The sequence below is a fragment of the Nisaea sp. genome (assembly GCF_017640745.1).
In the GTDB taxonomy this organism is placed as follows: Bacteria; Pseudomonadota; Alphaproteobacteria; order Thalassobaculales; family Thalassobaculaceae; genus Nisaea.
Genome location: NZ_JAEPQA010000014.1, coordinates 1 through 19609 on the forward strand (window position 1 = coordinate 1; position 19609 = coordinate 19609).

General features: G+C 63.8%; 24 protein-coding genes. 17 read left to right on the forward strand and 7 right to left on the reverse strand.

Annotation, left to right across the window (positions count from 1 at the left end):
- From speB to JJ959_RS11170, 7 genes are all read left to right on the forward strand, one after another.
- A partial coding sequence (gene speB, locus JJ959_RS11140; RefSeq protein ID WP_366817001.1) for an agmatinase occupies positions 1-1008 on the forward strand: 1008 nt, incomplete at its 5' end.
- Positions 1009-1012: 4 nt separating this feature from the next.
- Positions 1013-1843 (forward strand): hypothetical protein, encoded by an 831-nt coding sequence (locus JJ959_RS11145; RefSeq protein ID WP_292883493.1) that lies wholly within the window; start codon positions 1013-1015, stop codon positions 1841-1843.
- A 117-nt stretch (positions 1844-1960) separates the two neighbouring features.
- Positions 1961-3619 carry a hypothetical protein gene (locus JJ959_RS11150; RefSeq protein ID WP_292883496.1) on the forward strand — a complete coding sequence of 553 codons (1659 nt, stop codon included), beginning with the start codon at positions 1961-1963 and terminating at the stop codon, positions 3617-3619.
- Entirely contained in the window at positions 3616-4155 is a 540-nt protein-coding gene (locus JJ959_RS11155; RefSeq protein WP_292883499.1) for a hypothetical protein, read from the forward strand. Before JJ959_RS11150 ends, JJ959_RS11155 begins: the two co-directional genes overlap by 4 nt.
- Positions 4152-5255: a hypothetical protein gene (locus JJ959_RS11160; RefSeq protein ID WP_292883502.1), complete on the forward strand. Its 1104-nt coding sequence runs from the start codon at positions 4152-4154 to the stop codon at positions 5253-5255. The genes JJ959_RS11155 and JJ959_RS11160 overlap by 4 nt, the downstream gene beginning before the upstream one ends.
- A gap of 449 nt (positions 5256-5704) precedes the next feature.
- Entirely contained in the window at positions 5705-6556 is an 852-nt protein-coding gene (locus JJ959_RS11165) for a DUF1194 domain-containing protein (RefSeq protein WP_292883505.1), read from the forward strand.
- Entirely contained in the window at positions 6492-6710 is a 219-nt protein-coding gene (locus JJ959_RS11170; protein WP_292883795.1) for a sulfurtransferase TusA family protein, read from the forward strand. Before JJ959_RS11165 ends, JJ959_RS11170 begins: the two co-directional genes overlap by 65 nt.
- 9 nt (positions 6711-6719) lie before the next feature.
- On the opposite strand, the gene JJ959_RS11175 is transcribed toward JJ959_RS11170, so the two are convergent.
- A complete protein-coding gene (locus JJ959_RS11175) occupies positions 6720-7673 on the reverse strand; it encodes a threonine/serine dehydratase (RefSeq protein ID WP_292883507.1) in 954 nt (317 codons plus the stop codon).
- Entirely contained in the window at positions 7673-8413 is a 741-nt protein-coding gene (locus tag JJ959_RS11180) for an SDR family oxidoreductase (protein ID WP_292883510.1), read from the reverse strand. The genes JJ959_RS11175 and JJ959_RS11180 overlap by 1 nt, the downstream gene beginning before the upstream one ends.
- Before the next feature lie 125 nt (positions 8414-8538).
- Here JJ959_RS11180 and JJ959_RS11185 point away from each other — a divergent pair, with 125 nt between their 5' ends.
- The 4 genes from JJ959_RS11185 to JJ959_RS11200 all read left to right on the forward strand — a co-directional run bounded on the left by JJ959_RS11185 (position 8539) and on the right by JJ959_RS11200 (position 13348).
- Positions 8539-10086, forward strand: coding sequence for a UxaA family hydrolase (locus JJ959_RS11185; protein ID WP_292883513.1), 1548 nt, complete (start codon positions 8539-8541; stop codon positions 10084-10086).
- Between the two features lie 19 nt (positions 10087-10105).
- Complete coding sequence (locus JJ959_RS11190) at positions 10106-10594, forward strand: NUDIX domain-containing protein (RefSeq protein ID WP_292883516.1); 489 nt, start codon at positions 10106-10108, stop codon at positions 10592-10594.
- Positions 10595-10606: 12 nt separating this feature from the next.
- Positions 10607-11542 (forward strand): amidohydrolase family protein, encoded by a 936-nt coding sequence (locus tag JJ959_RS11195; RefSeq protein WP_292883519.1) that lies wholly within the window; start codon positions 10607-10609, stop codon positions 11540-11542.
- Between the two features lie 96 nt (positions 11543-11638).
- Positions 11639-13348 (forward strand): methyl-accepting chemotaxis protein, encoded by a 1710-nt coding sequence (locus tag JJ959_RS11200; RefSeq protein WP_292883522.1) that lies wholly within the window; start codon positions 11639-11641, stop codon positions 13346-13348.
- Positions 13349-13404: 56 nt separating this feature from the next.
- On the opposite strand, the gene JJ959_RS11205 is transcribed toward JJ959_RS11200, so the two are convergent.
- Positions 13405-13644, reverse strand: coding sequence for a hypothetical protein (locus JJ959_RS11205; RefSeq protein WP_292883525.1), 240 nt, complete (start codon positions 13642-13644; stop codon positions 13405-13407).
- Between the two features lie 236 nt (positions 13645-13880).
- Here JJ959_RS11205 and JJ959_RS11210 point away from each other — a divergent pair, with 236 nt between their 5' ends.
- The 6 genes from JJ959_RS11210 to JJ959_RS11235 all read left to right on the forward strand — a co-directional run bounded on the left by JJ959_RS11210 (position 13881) and on the right by JJ959_RS11235 (position 17114).
- On the forward strand, positions 13881-14894 hold the full coding sequence (locus JJ959_RS11210; RefSeq protein WP_292883528.1) for a methyltransferase: 1014 nt from the start codon (positions 13881-13883) through the stop codon (positions 14892-14894).
- A 76-nt stretch (positions 14895-14970) separates the two neighbouring features.
- Positions 14971-15216, forward strand: coding sequence for a type II toxin-antitoxin system ParD family antitoxin (locus JJ959_RS11215; protein WP_292883531.1), 246 nt, complete (start codon positions 14971-14973; stop codon positions 15214-15216).
- Positions 15203-15541, forward strand: coding sequence for a type II toxin-antitoxin system RelE/ParE family toxin (locus JJ959_RS11220; RefSeq protein WP_292883535.1), 339 nt, complete (start codon positions 15203-15205; stop codon positions 15539-15541). The genes JJ959_RS11215 and JJ959_RS11220 overlap by 14 nt, the downstream gene beginning before the upstream one ends.
- 175 nt (positions 15542-15716) lie before the next feature.
- Positions 15717-16322, forward strand: a complete 606-nt coding sequence (locus tag JJ959_RS11225) for a rhodanese-like domain-containing protein (protein WP_292883538.1) — start codon at positions 15717-15719, stop codon at positions 16320-16322.
- 258 nt (positions 16323-16580) lie between these two features.
- Positions 16581-16811 carry a hypothetical protein gene (locus JJ959_RS11230; protein WP_292883541.1) on the forward strand — a complete coding sequence of 77 codons (231 nt, stop codon included), beginning with the start codon at positions 16581-16583 and terminating at the stop codon, positions 16809-16811.
- A gap of 3 nt (positions 16812-16814) precedes the next feature.
- Positions 16815-17114, forward strand: a complete 300-nt coding sequence (locus JJ959_RS11235; protein ID WP_292883544.1) for a type II toxin-antitoxin system RelE/ParE family toxin — start codon at positions 16815-16817, stop codon at positions 17112-17114.
- Positions 17115-17150: 36 nt separating this feature from the next.
- Here the strand turns inward: JJ959_RS11235 and JJ959_RS11240 are convergent, their stop codons facing one another.
- The 4 genes from JJ959_RS11240 to JJ959_RS11255 all read right to left on the reverse strand — a co-directional run bounded on the left by JJ959_RS11240 (position 17151) and on the right by JJ959_RS11255 (position 19520).
- Positions 17151-17744 (reverse strand): hypothetical protein, encoded by a 594-nt coding sequence (locus JJ959_RS11240; protein WP_292883547.1) that lies wholly within the window; start codon positions 17742-17744, stop codon positions 17151-17153.
- Positions 17745-17791: 47 nt separating this feature from the next.
- Positions 17792-18253 carry a DUF3237 domain-containing protein gene (locus JJ959_RS11245; protein ID WP_292883550.1) on the reverse strand — a complete coding sequence of 154 codons (462 nt, stop codon included), beginning with the start codon at positions 18251-18253 and terminating at the stop codon, positions 17792-17794.
- Between the two features lie 116 nt (positions 18254-18369).
- Entirely contained in the window at positions 18370-18720 is a 351-nt protein-coding gene (locus JJ959_RS11250; RefSeq protein WP_292883553.1) for a plastocyanin/azurin family copper-binding protein, read from the reverse strand.
- A 2-nt stretch (positions 18721-18722) separates the two neighbouring features.
- Entirely contained in the window at positions 18723-19520 is a 798-nt protein-coding gene (locus JJ959_RS11255; RefSeq protein WP_292883556.1) for a DUF4394 domain-containing protein, read from the reverse strand.
- Between the last annotated feature and the right edge of the window lie 89 nt (positions 19521-19609).

Sequence of the window (19609 nt, forward strand, 5' to 3'; positions counted from 1 at the left end):
CGATCAGGCGCAATCGCAGACTGGAACGAAAGCGGAGAAAGGAGCACGGCCATGGGCATGTCGAAACAGGAATTCGAGGCAATGCAGGCGCCGCGCTATACCGGATTGCCGACCTTCATGCGCATGCCCTTCCGGGAAAGCGCCGACGGCCTCGATATCGCGCTGGTCGGCGTACCGTATGACGGCGGCGTGACCAATCGTCCGGGCGCCCGCCTCGGCCCGCGGGAGATCCGCAACCAGAGCAGCATGATACGCACCATCAATCAGGCGACCGGGACCTGTCCCTACGAACTGTGTTCGGTCGCCGATGTCGGTGACGCGGTGGTCGAGCGGCCGTTCCAGCTCGAGCAGGCGCATGAACAGATTCAGGCGTATTATGAAAAGCTGGCGGCGACCGGCGCGGTGCCGCTCAGTGCCGGCGGCGATCATTCGATCACATTGCCGATCCTGCGGGTGCTCGGACGCAAGGAGCCGGTCGGGCTGATCCAGATCGACGCCCACTGCGATACCGGCGACGATTATCTCGGTTCCCGCTTCCACCACGGCTCGCCGTTCTCGCGGGCGGTGGAGGAAGGCGTGCTCGATCCGAAACGCTGCGTGCAGATCGGCATTCGCGGAGGCATAAACGGGCGCGACCAGTGGGCCTTCAGCTACGAGCACGGAATGCGCGTCATCCAGATCCACGAAGCGCATGCGATGGGGCTGGAGGCGGTGATCGCCGAGGCTCGGCGCGTGGTCGGGGATGGGCCGACCTACTTCACATTCGACATCGACGGTATTGATCCGGCTTATGCACCTGGAACCGGGACGCCGGAGATCGGCGGCTTCACGGCACTCGAGGCGCAGCTGCTGGTCCGCGGCATGAGCGGGGTGAACCTCGTCGGCGCCGACGTGGTCGAGGTCGCGCCGCCTTTCGATCCGAGCGGCATCACCGCGCTGACCGGCGCGACGGTCATGTTCGAGCTGCTCTGTATTCTGGCCGAGTCGGTCGCGGCGCGCCGCGCTTGAGGCAATGAACCTGCGCGGCATCGCATGGGGAGCTCTGGTCGCGGGTCTCCTGGGAGTGGTTCCGGCCCGGTCCGAGGATGCCGGTCCAACTGTATTTCTGGCGAATCCGGAGCTCGTGTCTGAGGCGGTGCCGGAACTGCGCTTCGCGCGCTGGCCGGTCGATCGGTGGGCGGCCATATATGTGCGCGTCGCGAACGGTTCGGTCGTGGGGCTCGCTCTAAAGCAAAGGGGCGGCACGAATGAAGGGGGGCCGGTACTGCGGCTTTCCCAAGGGGCGGAACGGCGGGTCTGGATCGGAGGGACCTCGGACTATTTCGTGTCACCCCGGACCGGAGCGGCGTCCGATCGTGAAGCCCTGATCGTTTTGCTCGCCGCAGGCCGACCGCCGGAGTTCGGCAATCTTGCCCCCATTGCCGGCACTCAGTTACCGGACGTCGCACCATCCGCCGAGACATTCTTCCATCAACTGGCAACTGCGCCCTGGATCGGAGATGTCGAGATCCACATGGTCCCCTACCGGGTCAGCGCAGGAAAAGGCGCGGCAGCATCGGTTGCCGAACGGACGGGGGCCGATGTCCAGCTCGTCTTTTCCGGCCTGCCGTTCGACAAAGTTCTGACGGTTGCGGACATCCTCGCCGTGGAGACCGTCGATCTTCTGTCGCCTTTGCGCATCCGGCGCCACGATGAGGGCAGCGCTGTAACGTTCGGCTACAAGACGGCTCTCGATCTGACGGCGCTTGCCGGAAGGATCGAAAAGATTGCCGCCGATCTAGGAGCGCGTGCGTTCGTCTCTGTCGATGTCGCCAACGGGCGGCTGGAGCTGTCCGCGCCCTGATCTGCGGGCAACCACTTGCATATGGGAGTGTTGCGGCTGGTCCGGAAATCACCCAAGATAAACACGCATAAGGTGAGGAAATATAAAATTACTCACTAATTTAGAGGGGCCGCGCGCGTGTTTGAGCATGGTGGGGGAGCAGCTGGCCTGAGAACGGAGATCAGCGGAGAGCTTGCCTCGGCGCTCGCCGCGGTCGTCGAAGCCTCGGGCGATGCCGGGCGGCGTTACGATGCGAGAGTGCGCCGCTCCCTTATCCAGACGGTCGCCGCCAGGGCCTATGGCCGGCCTTTGCTGGAACTTGCGTTCCTGATTTCCGCTGCAGACCGGATCGCGGGACGCGGAGGGTATATCGGTTATCTTTGGGGCGTACGCACAGCAAGCGCTGCGGCCTTCAAAGCGGCGTCGATCGCCTCCGGACGGCTCGACCGGAATGGGTCCGGGGTTCATGCCGGAGCGAACGAGCTTATTCTTCGAACGGCCTCGCCGGAATTCCGCATCAGCTATGGCCGGATCCCTTTCCTCGCTGCGTTGCTTGATTTTTGTGTAACCGCCCTTGGTTTCGAAGCGGTGGACGATGAGATCGCGGCATTTCTCGCCGGCCCGCAAGGGCGGGGTGAAGCGCAGGCGCTCGCCAACGCCCTGTCCAGACGCCTCTACGAGTTTCTGAAGCGGCATCTCCCCTCGCAGCAATACGAGCGGAAGTTCGGTGTGATATGCGGTTTTCTCGCCGATCGAAGCGGACGCAGGCCGGCTGCCGAATCCATCGATGACCGCACAATTCTGGCGTTCTGGGAACAGCGTTGCGCGTTGCATTCCGACGGCGGGGATTTCAGGGGATTTCGCACCGTCGCTCTGGACTGTTTCCGGCTGCGGACGGCGCTCAAGGAGGCGGCGGTCCGGCGGGCGGTCGAGAGCGCCGCGCCGATCGGGCCATCACGCGAACAGGGGGAGGTTGACCCCGAACAGGTGCTGGAGGCTCTGGAGGTCGTAGACGGGGGGCGGGCCATCCTCACCGAACTTTCCTCGCCTCCGGCAGACCGGCTCAAATCGGTAAACAAGCGGGAGGCCGCACGCCTTGAAATGGTTCTGGAGGCCGGCGACGCGGCAGGCATTCTGCCGCTGACAATCCTGCGTGCCGAAGTGTTTGGCGCACATCAGGCGCGCATCATCCAGGCGCTGCGCAGGCGGAGCGGACATGCCGGGCAGGATCTGGTGGCCAGCCTGATCGGCACCTCGCCGGAAGAGAAATACGCGACCACCGTCGCAAGCTTCGGGACGATCGCAATGCATCTCCTGAAAGTTCGCAAGGCCTTGATGTATATTCTGTTCCGGAACCGCAGACCGGAAGCTTTGGCGATTGCGGTCTCGCTCTTTCCGGAGATGGCGCCGGCCCTCAAGCAAAGTGTTTCAGGATCGGGACCTTTCGAGGGAAACGTGGTCCCGCTTCGCCCCGAGCAGGTCGTCGGAGGATTGATCGAACATGCGCTTTCCGGCGATCCGGAGGCGGCACCCGAAGCCGGGTTTTTCCACGCCGCCCGAGGCGCATTCGCCAAGATCAACCGTCGCGGTTTCGACGAAAACCGCGTGCTGGAGCGCGAGGTTCTCGAGGCGGCCGAAGTCAGCGAACCGCTGGTTCGCGATTGCGCCAAAAGTCTGCAGGACCTGCTGAAGTCGCTTGGACGGCATTTTGACCTGATCTCCCCGGATCAGGTTTTCGACGAGGATTGCCGCCGTTTCGCCGCTGCTCTGGCGGCCCTTTACCGGGAGCATGCATGACCGGCGAGGACGAGACGGTGGCCGATCCGTTGGCAAAGGCGCTTTTTACTGCGGCCTCGCTGGCCCGGGACCTGCGAGGCGCGACGAAAGAGGCAGCCGGTGCGATCTGCTTTTCCGAGTTGGCGCATCGTCTGTTGCGGCCGGACGGGAGGGGAGCGGATGCGGTTTTGGACCGCGCTTTCGGTAATCCGAAATTGGCCCCGGCTGCGGAAGCCCTGCTCCGCCGGATTGCCCTGGCCGAGTTTCCTGCAGCCGCAGCGGCGAGCAGCGGCGGCCTCGAAATGCGCGAACGTGACAGCTATCGTCTGCGGCTGGCGACTTCACTTGCCGCGGACGGCCCGACATATCTGCTGATCGAGCAGGCGCAGCCGGGGGCGGAGCTGCCGCGCCTGCTTGTCGCCCTTCAGCCCGGCATGCGCCCGGAATATGCCGTCTTGCCCGAGGCGGACACTTTGCCGCTTCAGCTCATGTTCGATGCCGATGCGCCGTTTCTCCGGGCGTTCCGCAATCCGGACAGCAGGCTCTTCCTGACGTGACGGCGGGCGCGAAACGGGTACGGGTTTTCATCGCGACGACCCGTGGGGCGGTCCGCGTGGTGCGGATCTCGGCGGAGAATCCGACGGTCCGGTCCGCTCTCTGTCTCTCAGGCTCCCTTGCCGCGCTGCCGGTTAGCGCCGATTACGACTCCTTCGTGCGCGAGCCGACGGGTGTGGTCGAGCGACAGACCGGTCACCCGGTCTATCGGACGGATCTGTCAGCGACGATCGAAGGGGGCGAGAGCTGGCAGCTCGGCCTGTTTGTCGCCCACTTACTGAAGCACGAAGACCTCCTTGCCGAGGGCGACGAGCCGGCGGAAACGGACTTGCTGGTCACGGGACGGCTCGACCGGGATCTCAATATCGGAACGGTCGATCACGTCCGGGAAAAGCTGGAAAGGGCCGGTATGGCCGGATCGGGGCGGGGCCTCTTCGTACTCCCCGCCGGAGGTGACATCCCGGACAGTGCCGGAGGCTGGCAGGTTCTGCCCGTCGACCATCCGGGGCAGGCTCTGTCGGCCTGCCTCGGGACGGAAACGTTCGAAAGCCGCTATGGCGCCTTGCGGAGCTCGCCTCCGCGAGGCAGGTGGCCGCCGCTCGCAGGGAAACGCATTGCGGCCGCCGCCGGGATAGCGTCTGCGGGACTGATGGCAGCGGTCCTTTACAGTTCGATCATCCAGCGTGAGGAAGCTGCCCCGGAACGGACGAGCGGCGGTGCAGGTTCGATGATGCAGCTGGAGATCGTGCCCCGGGGCGAACAGGGATGCGGCGCTCCGGTTGTTGTTGCGCCGCAAGCGAATGTCTTCGCCGGACCCGCCTGTGCCGGCATCGTTACGGTTGGCCGAGACGGAGAGTTCCGGATCATGGCGTCTGTCTCCGGGGACTTCCTGAGCTATGCGGACCCCAGGCGGTATCGGAGAGAATTGCACCGCGTCATCAGTGGCGGTGACCGGCTGGTGCTGAGGATCGATTTCCCCTATTGGGTGCGCCAGCCGGTCCGTTTAAATGTTGACGTCACCCAGTTGGCGATGGACGGGGAGCCGGTGCTATCCGCCAAACGAAGTATCGAGCTCCGGCCCGCCGGTTCTTTTCATTTTTAATTCTTTTAAATTTCACCCGATTTTTGTTTGTGTTCGAGGGTGCGTATGATCAGTCCGGGTGCGGCAATACAGAGAAGCTTGTCCATCTCTTTCAGATTGACCCTAATTCAATTATAGCTTTGCGTTCCTTCACAAGTCTTTATTGTTGACGGGAGTGATCGGAGTCTCAGAATTCTTAGGCTTGCCCGGGATGCTCGGAGAGACCATGAAATGCCAAGCTGTGCATGGCTTGTGAATAATTGGGCTCTTTTGTTTTTTAAACTCGAATCGTCAAAACGCTTTGCGAATGCAATGTTTGAGGGCGACTGAACATGAGGCGGAACGGATCCCTTGCATTTGAAGCTTCTAGCCGTGCCGCAGCGCAAAAAAAGTTATCCACAGATAAATTCCGTTTTGTTTCAAGAATGTTAAGTCGCGCCTGTGGCGTGCGATCCGGATGCCGGGCGGTGATGTGCGCACTTGTCTTAATGAGCGCCTGGACTCGTTCCGGCTTAGCGGAGCCGGTCGACCTGGAGCTGGTCTTTGCCGCTGACGGGTCAGGCTCCATCGACGACGAAGAACTGCGGTTGCAGCGTCAGGGATATGCCGATGCGCTTGCCGATAGGCGGGTCCTGGACGCCATCGCGTCGGGTCGCCGGGGTAAAATAGTGGTTACCTATATCGAATGGGGAGACGCGGCCTCCCAGCATACCATCGTCGACTGGTCGGAAATCGCCGGGCCGGACGATGCTCGCGCATTCGGCGAGGCGCTGATGGCGGCGCCGCGCGCGGCCTGGGGATATAATTCGATAAGCGAGGCGATCGCCTATTCGACCGACATGATCCTCGGCAACGCCTACGAGGGCACGCGCCTGGTGATAGATGTCTCCGGGGACGGCCCGCAGATCGGCGGTCGCCCGATAGACTGGGCGAGAGACCGGGCGGTCGATGCCGGAATTACCGTAAACGCACTTGCTGTGAAAAGCCGTGGCGGGAACCGTCCGGGACCGGGAGGCATGCCTTTGGAGATGCACTACCGTCTGGATATCATCGGCGGCGTCGGTGCATTCGTCATGGTGGCCGACGAGCAAACCCGCTTTGCCGACGTCCTGCTGGCCAAGATCATCCGTGAAATCGCCGATGCGCGGCCGACCGGACATGGCCGGGAACAGGCGGGGATTGGCAAGCGAGGGCTTCCGTCACAATATTCAGCCGACCCGATGATCTGCGAGGCGAAAGACGATGAACGAACCGGCGATGACCTTGGATGCGAGCGGCTTGAAATGTCCGCTGCCGGTGTTGAAAACCCGAAAGGCGATTAAAGGCCTTGCGCCCGGCCAGTTGATCTCGGTTCGTTCGACGGATCCTGCTTCGCCGCTCGACTTCAAGCATTTCTGCAATAGCGGCGGCCATGAACTTGTCAGCGAGGACGAGGCGGAAGGCGCCTTCACTTTCGTGATTCGCAAAGGCGCCTGATAGAAAAGGCTAGCCGAGTCCGTCAGTTCCGGCGCCGCAGACGATGACGCCGACATTGCTCCCCGTTTCGACGGCAGCAGCTCCGCTCTGAATGGCGGCGAGTGCTGCGGCCCCGCTCAGCTCGGCCGCGATCCCGGCTTCCGCCCAGAGCCATTCCGCAGCAGCCTTCATGTCCGGGTCCGAGACCAGCACCAGCTCGTCCACGTTCTCCGAAATCAAACCGAAATTGAGCTCGGCCGAGGTCCGGGGGGCAAGCGTGCCCGCAGCCGTCTCGATCTTGTCCAGCGTCACCAGATGCCCGGCCGCGCGGGCGGCATGGTGCGTCGGCGCGCCGGTCGGCTCTACGCCGATCACGCGGATATCCGGCTTCAGCAGCTTCGCCGCGGTCGCCACACCGGCAATCAACCCGCCGCCGCCGATGGCGACCACCAGCGTGTCGATTTCCGGATTGTCCTCCAGCATCTCCAGCGCGATGGTGCCTTGCCCGGAGACGACCCTCGGATCGGCGAAGGGATGGATATAGGTCAGGCCCTCGGTCTCCGCCCGCGCTAGCGCCGCCTCGTTGGCATCGTCCCAGACCGCGCCATGCACGATCACCTCGGCGCCCCATGCCTTCAGCTTCTCCGCTTTCGCTTTCGGTGTGCTCTCGGGCAGATAGATCACCGCCGGGCAGCCGCTCATGCGCGCGCCGAAGGCGACGCCGAGGCCGTGATTGCCGCCGGACGCGGTGATCAGGCCGCGCGCCTTCTCTTCTTCCGAGAGCGACATCACCGTGTTCGTGGCGCCGCGCACCTTGAAGGAGCCGGTCGGCTGCAGGTTCTCCAGCTTGAGCAGCAGACGCCCGCCGGGCGCCGGATCGCTTTTCAGCGCCACGGCCTCGAGGGAGGGCGTCCGGCGGACCTTGCCGCGGATACGGGCGGCGGCGGCGTCAAAGTCGACGCGGGTGAGAGATTGAGACGACATCAGTTGAGAATGCCTCCGTCGACAACAAAGAATTGGCCGGTCGTGTATGCGCTTTCGTCCGAGGCGAGATAGAGCACCATGGCGGCGATCTCCTCCGCAGTCCCGAGCCGGCCGAGCGGCTGGCGGGCGATGAAATCCTTGCGCGCCTGGACGGGGTCGTCGAAGGCGTTGATCCGGCCGTCGAGCGAGGGCGACTGCACGGTGCCGGGGCAAACCGCGTTGCAGCGGATGCCCTGCTTCAGGAAGTCGGCCGAGATCGACTTGGTGAGGCCGAGCACGGCGGCCTTGCTGGCACCGTAGACACAGCGCGCCGGGATGCCTTTCAGGCTTGAGCTGACCGACGACATGTTGATGATCGAGCCGCCGCCGTTCTCCAGCATCGCCGGCAGGAAGGCGCGGCACATGCGGAACATCGCCTTGACGTTCAGATTGAAGGAGAAGTCCCAATCCTCGTCACTGGTGTCGAGGATGGTGCCGTGATGGACGAAGCCGGCGCAGTTGAAGAGCGCGTCGACGGCGCCGATCTCCTTGGCGGCCGACATCACCGCCACGTCGTCCAGCACATCCAGCTTGCGCAAGGTGACGCCGGAGAGACCCTCCAGCGCGCCGAGCGCGTCCATGTTGATGTCGGTTGCGATGACTTGCGCGCCCTCGCGGCTGAAGGCCTCGACAGTGGCCTTCCCGATGCCCTGTGCCGCGGCCGTTATCAGCGCTTTCTTGCCGTTCAGACGTCCTGCCATGATTTCCCCCCGATTTGATCAGATTATCGTCCATCAGTAAGCACCGGATTTCCACGCGGCAAGCTTTTGCGCAGCACCGGTGCTGAGCTATCATCGCAGCAATCATATTGAGGGAGATGCATGTGATGGCCGAAGCAGACGCAGGCCGCGGCGGCGAGAAACTGACGGTCCGGCTCAACCCGGCGGACAACGTCGTCACGTCGCGCACCGAGATCGCGGCGAACACCAAGATCGCGGAAGAGATGGTGGCGACGCTGGGTCCAATCCCGCGGGGCCACAAGATCGCGACCCGGCGCATCGGCGTCGGCGAGCCGGTGAAGAAGTACAACCAGGTGATCGGCTTCGCGACCGCCGACATCCGGCCCGGTGAGCATGTGCATACCCACAATGTCGCGATGAAGGATTTCGAGCGCGACTACGCCTTCTGCATGGACCGGCGCGACACCGACTACGTGCCGGAAAAGGAGCGCGCGACCTTCGAGGGCTTCCGCCGCAAGAACGGCAAGGTCGGGACGCGGAACTATATCGGGATCCTGACCAGCGTGAACTGCTCGGCCTCGGCGGCGAAATATCTCGCCGACGCGGTGACGCCGGAACTGCTGGTGAAGTATCCGAATGTCGACGGTGTGGTTGCGCTCAGCCACGCGACCGGCTGCGGCATGGCCGATACGGGCGAGGGCTACGCGAACCTGCAGCGGGTGCTCTGGGGCTTCGCCGGGCACCCGAACTTCGCCGGCATCATCATGGTAGGCCTCGGCTGCGAGGTGAACCAGATCGACTTCCTGTTGGAAGCGAACCAGCTCGAGCGCGGCCCGCGCCTGCGCACCATGACGCTGCAGGAGACCGGCGGCACCCGGAAGACCATCGAGAAGGGCCTTCAGCTGATCGAGGAGATGCTGCCGCTCGCAAACCAGAGCCGGCGCGAGACCTGCCCGGCCTCGGAGCTGACGCTGGCGCTGCAATGCGGCGGCTCGGACGCCTATTCCGGCATGACCGCGAACCCGGCGCTCGGCTACGCCGCCGACCTGCTTGTGCGGCATGGCGGCACCGCGGTGCTGGCGGAAACGCCCGAGATCTACGGCGCCGAGCACCTCCTGACCCGCCGGGCCGTCAGCAAGGAGGTCGGCGAAAAGCTGGTCGAGCGCATCAAGTGGTGGGAAGAGTACTGCGCGCGCAATGGCGGCGAGATGAACAACAACCCCTCTCCGGGCAACAAGGCGGGTGGTCTGACGACCATCCTAGAGAAAAGCCTCGGCGCGGCCGCCAAGGGCGGCACCACGAACCTCACCGGGGTCTACAAATACGGCGAGAAGATCGACACCAAGGGCTTCGTCTTCATGGACAGCCCCGGATACGATCCGGCCTCGATCACTGGGCAGGTGGCGAGCGGCAGCAACATCGTCGCCTTCACCACCGGACGCGGCTCCTGCTACGGCTGCAAGCCGGCACCCTCGATGAAGCTTGCCACCAACTCAGCCATGTACGAGCGCATGTCCGAGGACATGGACATCAATTGCGGTCCGGTCATGGATCAGGGCGTCTCGATCGAGGAGATGGGGACCGAGATCTTCGAGCAGGTGCTCCGCGTCGCCTCGGGCGAAAAGACAAAGAGCGAGCGGCTCGGGATCGGCGATCACGAATTCATTCCCTGGCAGATCGGGGCGGTGATGTGAGCGGCGGAAAGCCCCGGTCGTGAATGATTTCGAAGAGAGCTATCTCGGTCAGCTGCGGAAGCTGATTGGCAACCGGCTCGTCCTGATGCCGGGAGCCCGTTGTGTGATCGAGGACGAGGATGGCCGCGTTCTTCTGCAGCTGCGTGGAGACATGAATGTCTGGGGGCTGCCCGCGGGCTTCTGCGAGGCGGGGGAAAGCGCTCTTACGACCCTGGTCCGAGAGGTCGCCGAGGAGACCGGTCTGACCGTATTGGACCCTGTGCCATGGGGACATTCCTCCGATCCGGAGACCAACTTTCTGACCTACCCAAACGGCGACCGTATCCAGGGCTTTGGGCTGGATTTCGTCGCCCGGCGCTGGGAAGGCACACCGACTGCCGATGGCGAAGAGACGCTGGCTCTCGACTGGTTTGCGCTGGACAATCTGCCGGAGATGCTTCCCTCCCACCGGGTGACGCTTAAGTATTTCGGGCGTTACCGGGAAACCGGCGTCTTTCAGCTTTTCTAGGGGCGCCGCCCGATGTCCTTTGAAAGTTTTCTTGGCGAACTGCGCGCCGACGCGGACGAGCGGGCGAAGGTGGTGCCGCCGCCGGGCGCCGTCGATTGCGAGGTGACGATCACCAGCCTCGACGGCGAACAGGCGGTGGGCGGACTGCCGGAGCATCCGCCGCATGCCTATCGGGAGCGGCAGGAGGAGCTCGGGCTTGCCCGTGCCGTGTTGTTCCAGCCGGATGTGCCGGGAGCGGATGTGGAGTTCCTGCTGCGGGCGAAGGAAGCACTCGCGGTATCGCCCGACGGGTTGGTCGAGGACTGCACCCGCGCCTTCGCGACGCTCGGGCCGGGGGAGGATCCGAAGCGTCTCGCCGATCTGGCCGGCGCCGGGATCGACGGGCTCCGCCTTAGCATGCTGCGCGGGCGCCTCACCTGCCCCTGGGAAGAGCTTGACCGCCATGTCCGCCGCACCCACGACCTGACCGGCTGGAGCCGGGAGATCTCCCTCGACGGCTCAGACCTGCACGAGCTGGAGCAGATGCTGCGCGGCTGGCCGGGCGAGACCGTATTCTCCGACTGCGGCGGCTTCCGCTTTTCCCGCAGCCTGACCCAGCCCGGCTTCCGGGCGCTGCGCCGCCTGATCGACCGGGGACATGTCTGGGTCAAGCTCGCACGTCCGTATGCGATCTCGAAGACCGGCGAGGCGGACGATCCGGAAGTACGGACGCTGGCCCGTGCGCTCGCCGACTGGGCGCCGGAACGGATGCTCTGGGGCAGCGGCTGGCCGCATCTTGAGCGGACGGGCGAAACAGGCAAGGAAGAAGGCGAAGGCTCCGCCGACCGCGCTCTGCTCGACCTGCTGGCCGAGTGGGCGCCCTCGAAGGAGGTGCGCACGCGTATTCTTCTCCGCAATCCGGAGGAACTCTACGGCTTCGCGCCCTGGCCTGTGGCGCCGGACGACTAAATCCCGCTTGGTAAGATAAAATTTACCTTAAAGCTTTTACGCTGCGCGCAACCCTCGCGCGACGAGGGACTTTTTTGCTTGCGGAGAGGGGTTGAAATGCTGTCGGGCTTGAGTGTGCGTAACAAGGTGGCCGCGGTCACCATCCTCCTTGTCATCGTCTCGATGCTGGCGACGGCGTTTTCCTCGATTTTTCTGATCGGTTCCTATGTCCAGGAACAGGCTGCGCGCGCGCAGGGTCAGAACCTGAACACGGCCGCGCTGCTGCTGGAGAAGACCTATGGCGAGCTGAAGGTCGCGCGGAAGGCGGACGGGTTGGCACTCTCCTGGGACGGCGCCATCCCCGCCTTCGAGGACCATGGACCGATCGACACTGTCGGCCTCGCCACCGGCGAGACGGCGACGATCTTCGCCTGGGACGAGGAAAGCGGCGATTTCTGGCGCCGGACCACGAACATCAAGAAGGATGACGGCAGCCGCGCCATCGGGACGCCGCTTGGCAAGACCGGACGGGTCTATCCGATCGTCACCAAGGGCGAGACCTATCGCGGCGTCGCCACCATTCTCGGCAAGGACTATTTCACCCTCTACCAGCCGATCTTCTCCACGTCCGACACATCGAAGGTGATCGGCATCCTCTATGTCGGCGTCGGCAAGCAGGCGATCGCGGCGATCGAGCAGGAGCTGACCCTGAGCCTGCTCTCCGTGATGATCGTGGTCGTGCTGGCGACCGCTGCGCTCGCCTTCGTCGTGATCGGCGCGATCATGAAGCCCTTCCCGGTGCTGCGTGAGATCATCCAGCGTTTCTCGGCCAACGAACTGGACCGGGACGTGCCCTATCTCGAGCGCCGCGACGATGTCGGCGATCTTGCCAAGGCTGTCGAGACCTTCAAGACCGCGACCCTCGAACGCCGCCGCATCGCACAGGAGAGTTCGGATGCGCTGGAGAAGGCGAGCGAGGACCGCAGGCAGATGCGCATCCGCACCGCCGACGAGTTCGAAGGCACCGTTGCCCGCACGGTCGAGCAGGTCGCCGACGCGCTCCGCGCCTTCAGCGGCTCCGCGAACGGCATGGCGGCCTCGGCCGACGACGCCAAGGCGAAGGCCTCCATCGTCGTCTCCGACAGTGACAGCGCCGCCCGCAACATCCAGACGGTTGCGTCGGCGACCGAGGAACTGACCGCCTCGATCTCCGAGATCGGCCGTCAGGTCTCGCAGGCCTCCGATGTCGCTTCCGGCGCGGTCCGGCAGGCGGCCGATACCAACGGCAAGGTCCAGGGGCTCGCCGAGGCGGCGCAGAAGATCGGCGAGGTGGTCGGGCTGATCACCGAGATCGCCGAACAGACCAACCTCCTCGCCCTGAACGCCACGATCGAGGCCGCGCGGGCGGGCGAGGCGGGCAAGGGCTTCGCGGTCGTGGCCTCGGAGGTGAAGAACCTCGCGAGCCAGACGGCGCGGGCGACCGAGGAGATCTCGGCGCAGATCCAGGGCATCCAGTCCTCGACCAGCGAGTCCGCCGACGCCATCGCCGCGATCACCGAAACCATCGAACAGGTGGACCAGATCGCCAGCGCGATCGCCGCCGCGGTCGAGCAGCAGAGCGCGGCCACGCAGGAGATCGCCCGCAATGTCGAGGAAGCCTCCGCCGGCACCGCCCGGGTCTCCTCGACCATCTCGGAGGTTTCGCAGTCGGTTCATCAGACCGGCGACGCCGCTTCGCAGATCCGCGACGAGACCCGGCGCCTGACCGGCGACGCGGATCGCCTGAAGGAAGAGATCCGCCAGTTCCTGGCGAGCATCCGCAAGTAGAGCCGCAGCACACCTCTTCGCCCTCTCCCCGACGCGGGAGAGGGCGTCTCTTCCCGCTATTGCGGATCGTGATCCGCGTAGACGACGAGCCGCCGGAGGATGTCGCCGAGGGCCTCGTCGTGCTGGTGGTGGTTCTGCGGCGGCAGCGGGTCGCCCTGGTTCGAGGCCACTTCCTTTCTGCAGCCCTCGCAGCGGTAGATTCCGGAAAACGGCGCCGTATCCGCCGGCCGGTGCAGGAAGTCGAACGCGTCGTCGTCGATTTTCACGAGATACCGATCGTCCTTGTAGAGTGCCATCGCGGCCTCCTTTCGCCATCGGGTTGCATCATGGTTCAACCGATGGGCGTGTGGGTCAAGCGATGCGTCGCGTCTCAAGGCCGGGCGCGTGGATATGTTTGCGCTGCAGCAAGAATTTCGTGCCGCAACGATCCCTAAGCCCATGTCCCGCCTTGGAAAACCCCAGCCGTTTTGCCTCTTCTGTCGTTATCGGATAAATTATGTCGATAAAACGATAAACAGGAGAGGTTCGGACCATGACGCTGCTTACCAAAGCGGAAGAAATCTCGGATATTGCCTTCGGGTTCATGGGCTCGAAGGCGCTTTTCGCTGCGCTGCATCATGGCATCTTCACCGCGCTGAAGGACGGTCCGCTCTCGGTCGAGGAGGTCGGCGAGGCGACGGGTCTGCACCCGGACCGGGTGCAGACCCTCTTGACCGCGCTCGCCGCGCTCGGCGTGGTTTCGACCGAGGACGGCCGCTTTGCCAACTCGCCAGCCGCCGAGGCCTTCCTGGTGAAAGGGGCGAAATACGATTTCGGCGACTATCTCCGCCTGCAGGTGGATAGGCAGATGTACGGGCTGCTCGACCAGATCGAGGACGCCATCGCCAACAACCTGCCCGACGACGCGACCAGCTCCTATGCCGACTGGTTCTCCGACCCGGAGCAGGCCCGGCTCTATTCCAGGAGCCAGCATGCCGGCTCCCTCGGCCCGGCGCGGGGCCTCGCGAAGCAGGTGGACCTTTCCGGCGGCAAGAAGCTGCTCGATGTCGGCGGCGGCACCGGCGCCTTCGCGATCACGCTGGCCAAGGCCTTTCCGGACCTGACCGCCACCATCGTGGATTTCCCCAATGTCGCCGATCTCGGCGAGCAGTATATCGCGAAGGCGGGGCTCTCCGACCGGATCAGGTACATCCGCGGCAACGCGCTCCGCACCGAGTGGCCGGAGGGACAGGACGCCATCCTGATGTCCTATCTCTTCTCCGGCGTGCCCGGCGACGAGCATGAAAACCTGCTGGAAGGCGCCTGGAACAAGCTGGTGCCGGGCGGCCGCCTGCTGATCCACGATTTCATCGTCACCGCCGACCGCACCGGCCCGAAGCTCGCCGCCCTCTGGCAGCTCCAGCACACGGCCTTCACGCCCGAGGCGCGCTCGCTCGACGACGAGTGGCTGCAGGAGAAGCTGGAGGCGACCGGGTTCACCGACGTGAAGGTGGAGCCGATGATCCCGGGCATGACCATGCTGGCGGAGGCGGTGAAGCCGGGGTGAGGGGGCGGCGCCACCAATCGTGAATTGGCAAACTTTGCCATCGTGCGCTAGAGTATCCGTGAGCAAGGAGATGCCGATGGCGACGATGAACGTGTCCCTGCCGGACCCGATGAAGGACTGGGTCGAGGAGCAGACCCGCGATGGCCGTTACAGCAATGCGAGCGACTACGTCCGCCACCTGATCCGCCGGGACCAGGAACGCCGCGCCGCGCTCGTCATGCTGCAGTCGGCCATCGACGAGGGTATCGCCAGCGGTACGGCGGAACGCCTGGACCCGGAGGCCTTCAAATCCGCGATGCGCGCGCGCCGTGCCGCCGGGTGAGAGCGGCGCGCCGACCCATTACCGTCTGACGCCGCGGGCGCGCGCCGATCTTGAGGAAATCTGGCTCTATTCCGAGGAAACCTGGTCGGCCGAAAAGGCGGACGACTATATCGACGCGCTCACGGAAGGGTTCGAGGCTCTGCTGCGCGTGCCGGAAATGGCCCGGGAACGCACGGAGCTGAGGCCGCCCGTCCGGATCCATCCCCTGGGTGGCCATCTGATCGTCTATCGCATCCTCGAGGACCATATCGAAATCGTCCGGCTCCTCGGCGGCCGGCAGAACTGGGTGGCGATCCTCGCTGCTCTGGACGAGGGGCAAGAGTGATCTGTTCCCTTGATCCTGCCGCCTGATCCTCCTCCGGCGCGTCCCGTTCATTCAGGGGCGGATGCGCATCGCTGCAATTATTGCGCTAAACACATTCGAATACATGAATGTAATATCGCATGACGAAGCGGTCATACGCTCGAATGCACAAACAAGATTTATGGGAGGACAGAGAATGAGAGCCATGATTCTGACCGCGCTGCTGGCCTTGCTGGCCGCGGCGCCGCAGCAGCTGTTTGCTGCCGAGCTCGAAGTGAAGATCAACGCCCAGACGCCGAGCGTCACGGTGCCGACCAAGGACGGCCCGGTGGAGGTCATGCGCAACCAGGACCAGGAAGCGACGATCGATCCTACCTACGCGAAGACCTCGCGCAAATGTCCGCCCTTCTGCATCCAGCCGATGCAGGTCGCGCCGGGCGTGACGACCGTGGGCGAGGTCGAGCTGCTTGAGTTCGCCAGGACCGGCGGCAAGCTGATCGACGGCCGGACCGTCGAATGGCATGTCGACGGCACGATCCCCGGCGCGATCAACATGCCCTACACCCAGATGGCCGACCGTCTGGACGAGATCGGCTGCGTGAAGAAGGCGGACGGGAAATGGAACTGCGAGAATGCCGAGACGGTCCTGCTGTTCTGCAACGGCCCCTGGTGCGGTCAATCCCCGATGGCGATCAAGGCCATGCTCCGCGAGGGCTATCCGGCGGAGAAGATCCTCTATTACCGCGGCGGCATGCAGGCCTGGCACACGCTCGGGCTGACCGTCGTCGAGGGCGATATGTAGGCTCTGACGGAACTTTGAGGTTCGGAGAGCCCGCCTGGTTCGCCAAGCGGGTTTTCTCTTTCTGGTGCACTGGACCAAAGAACCAGCCCTCTCCCCAAGATCACCCCGCGTCCGTCATCCCGGCGCAGGCCGGGACCCAGGGGAACGCATGGTGGTGACGGTGGAGCGATGGATCCCGGATCGCGGTCCGGGATGACGACGGGCTTGATGATCCGAGCGCTGTGTCCCCCCGGCACCGACGATGCTATGATGCGTTTTATGAGCAAGATGATCGAAATCACCGACGAAACCGCTGCCGCGCTCGCGAAATTGAGTGCCGCGACGGGGCGGGCGCCGTCGGACCTGCTCTCGGACGCCGTCGCCCTCGAAGCCTGCCGCGCTCATCTCAAGGCCGAACTCGCGCGCCGCCTGTCCGACCAGAGCGCCCCGGTGGACGGTGAGAGCGTTTTCGCCGCGCTCCGGGAAAAGCACGCCTCCCGCAGCGCCTGAGGCATGGGCTTCCGGTTTCATGCCGAGGCCGTCAAGGACCTGAACGTGATCTACGATACGATTGCCGAACACGATCTGCGCGCGGCAGCGCGCATGGTCGAGACGCTTTACAGGGCGTGCCGGTTCCTCGGAGAGAACCCGGATGGCGGCCGCCGCAGGTCTGACCTTCATCCGGATCTTCGGAGCTTTTCCGTCGGCGAGTATTTGCTGCTCTACCGTGTTGACGGGCGCGACGCCGAAGTGGTGTTCGTCGCTCATGGTCGACGCGATCTCGCGGCATTGGTTGAGAGGGAGGAGAGGTGACGGTACCGAATTAGGGTGTGTGTTTCCTTATTCCCTCTATTTCTCGGGGGCGCGGGCCATTTTAGAGATTTCTTTTGCCATATCTATTAGCACCCACGTTTTCTCATCCAAAAAATATTCAACGTAAATTGGGCCGCGTTTATCAGCTGTTGAGTCTATTAACTTAGATAATTGATCTGTTTTCCCGTTCGAGTGATGGGATTGTAGTAGTTGTAAGAGAGTATCCAACGATGTGTCATAATCTTGATGGCAAAGACCTTCTGGAAAAATAAATTTTAAACTTCTTTGATCCTGAGTATATGTCTGTATTGAAAATATTCGTGAGCGCTTTTTTGGGCGTGTTTCAGGCCTTTTCCCAAATAGATGCCTTAATAATTGAGACAAAGCGTTCTTCAATATCCTGTAATGATCTGATCCGGCTTCAGTAAGAAAGGCGTTGAAGTATGGCTTGAGGATATAGACGACAAGCAAAGTCGGCATGGCCCACTCTAGGCTCGCATATATGCCTATGGGGCGAGGTTCGCTGAGAGTTTTCAGGCCCGGTGCAGCTATATTTTTTATAAACTCAGAGGGTATCTCTTTTGGAAGGTCGACTTGGTAAGAAACGCCGACATGGGGTATTTCTTCCATGTGCAATCCTATTCCAAGTTGCTTGCCTTTGACCAACTCTCGATGGCTCACAACACCCGATACACGTTATAAACCGGCCCACTCGGCGTCCGATCCCCCGTCCCGACGCAGACCGCCTTGTTCAGCCAGAGATACTTGTCCGCGCTAGTCTCGAAGCTCGGGGTAATCCGGAAGTAATAATCGTTCCGGTCCACCGGCTGGCCCGCGTTCAGCCGCGCCATCACTTCTTCCGGGCCGTGCCGCAATCCCTTGTAGGTCATGTAGATCAGCGCGCCGTCGTCGGTTTCCAGCACCAGGCGGACATCGAGCTGGGTCACGCCGTCGGCGCGCACCAGGATCCAGTCGCCGCCGCCGCCGCGCACCGTGCCCTTGATGCCCGGCCCATCGAACGTGCCGCCGGTCACCCTGGCGATCTTGCGCTCGCCATAGGGCGTGTGGCCGAGGAGCTGGAGCGGGGCTTCCACCGCAAGCGTGATGTCGAAGAGATGTTCTGTCTGGATGTGGCTCACGGGTCCGGTCCTCCCCCAAATGGCCGTTCGGCCGTTTTCGTTGACGGGGAGTATGGACCGGATCCGCGCGCTTGAAAATCGCCCGCTCCGCATCGCGGAACGGGCCAGGGGAGGGATCAGTCGGTGACGGTGACGACCGCGCGCATCTTCGGGTGGATCCGGCAGCGCAGGGTGAAGCGGCCGGGATTTTCGAAGGTCACGGCGACCTCGCTGCGGGAGTTCTGCAGGCCGATATCGAAGGTGCCGCCCTCGGTGTCGGAATAGACGTTGTGGCCGAAGACGTCGGAATTCAGGAACACCACCTGCTCGCCCGCCTTGATGGTCACGGCCTTCGGCAGGAATTCGATGCCCGCCTGTTCGATCACCGTGGGGGTCGCGGCATAGAGCCCGCCGACCGCCGCCCAGGCGCCTGCGGTCGCGAGGGCGAGGGTGGCGGCGATGCGGCGCCGGAACGTGCGGGCCGCCATGATCAGCGGTTCACCACGGGCGCGGCGATATCGATCACCGCGCCGCCGCCGGAGGCGATGCGGCCGATCCGCGTCAAGGTCCCGCGGGCGACGTCGAGGCGGTAGAGGCTGCCGCCCGCTACGGCGAAGCCGAAATATTCGTCCTTCGGGTCGGTATGGATGTCGATCGCCTCGACCAGTGTGCCGGGCTCGAGACCGGTCGGGCCGACGGACTTCAGCACGCCGTCGTTCGGCGGATCCTGCACCGCGTAGGTTGCGTTCAGGCTGTCGACGTCGAACAGCTGGGTGTATTTCGTGCCCTTGTAGGCATTGATATAGGCGCCCGCGAGGACGCCGGCCGACTTGCCTGCGTTGCGGTCGCCCGCAGCATAGGCGAGGCGGCCATCGACCACGGTGGCGCCGGTATCGACATTGACCCGGAGGTTCTGCCCGTTCGAGGCCATGACGCGGAGCCTGTCGGCCTGCGGGTTGAAATCGACGACGAGATTGTCGACCGCTTCCAGCCGCTCGGAGATCCTCGCCTTCATCGTGGCGGCGCCGGACGTGGGATCGATGGTGTAGATCGTCCCGGAGGCGGTGACCGCATAGAGCGCGAGATCGGCCGGGCGGATATCGATGCCGAGCACCTTGGTGTCGACGCCGGTGATATCGACGATCCGGCTCTTGCCCGGCGCGCTGTCGGTCATCAGCACGAGCTGATTGCGCGCCGTCAGGCCGATCAGGTCGAGCGCGGCGGCGGGCGCGGTCCATGCGATCCCGGCGGCGAGGGCCGCGGCGGCGAATGTCTTCTGGAGGGTCATGGGGTAGGGTCCGTCTTTTGATGTCAAGGCGCGCGCGGCCGGAGCCGGCACAGTCGGCGCTTACCTGTGTCTACGCGAGGAGGGACGGA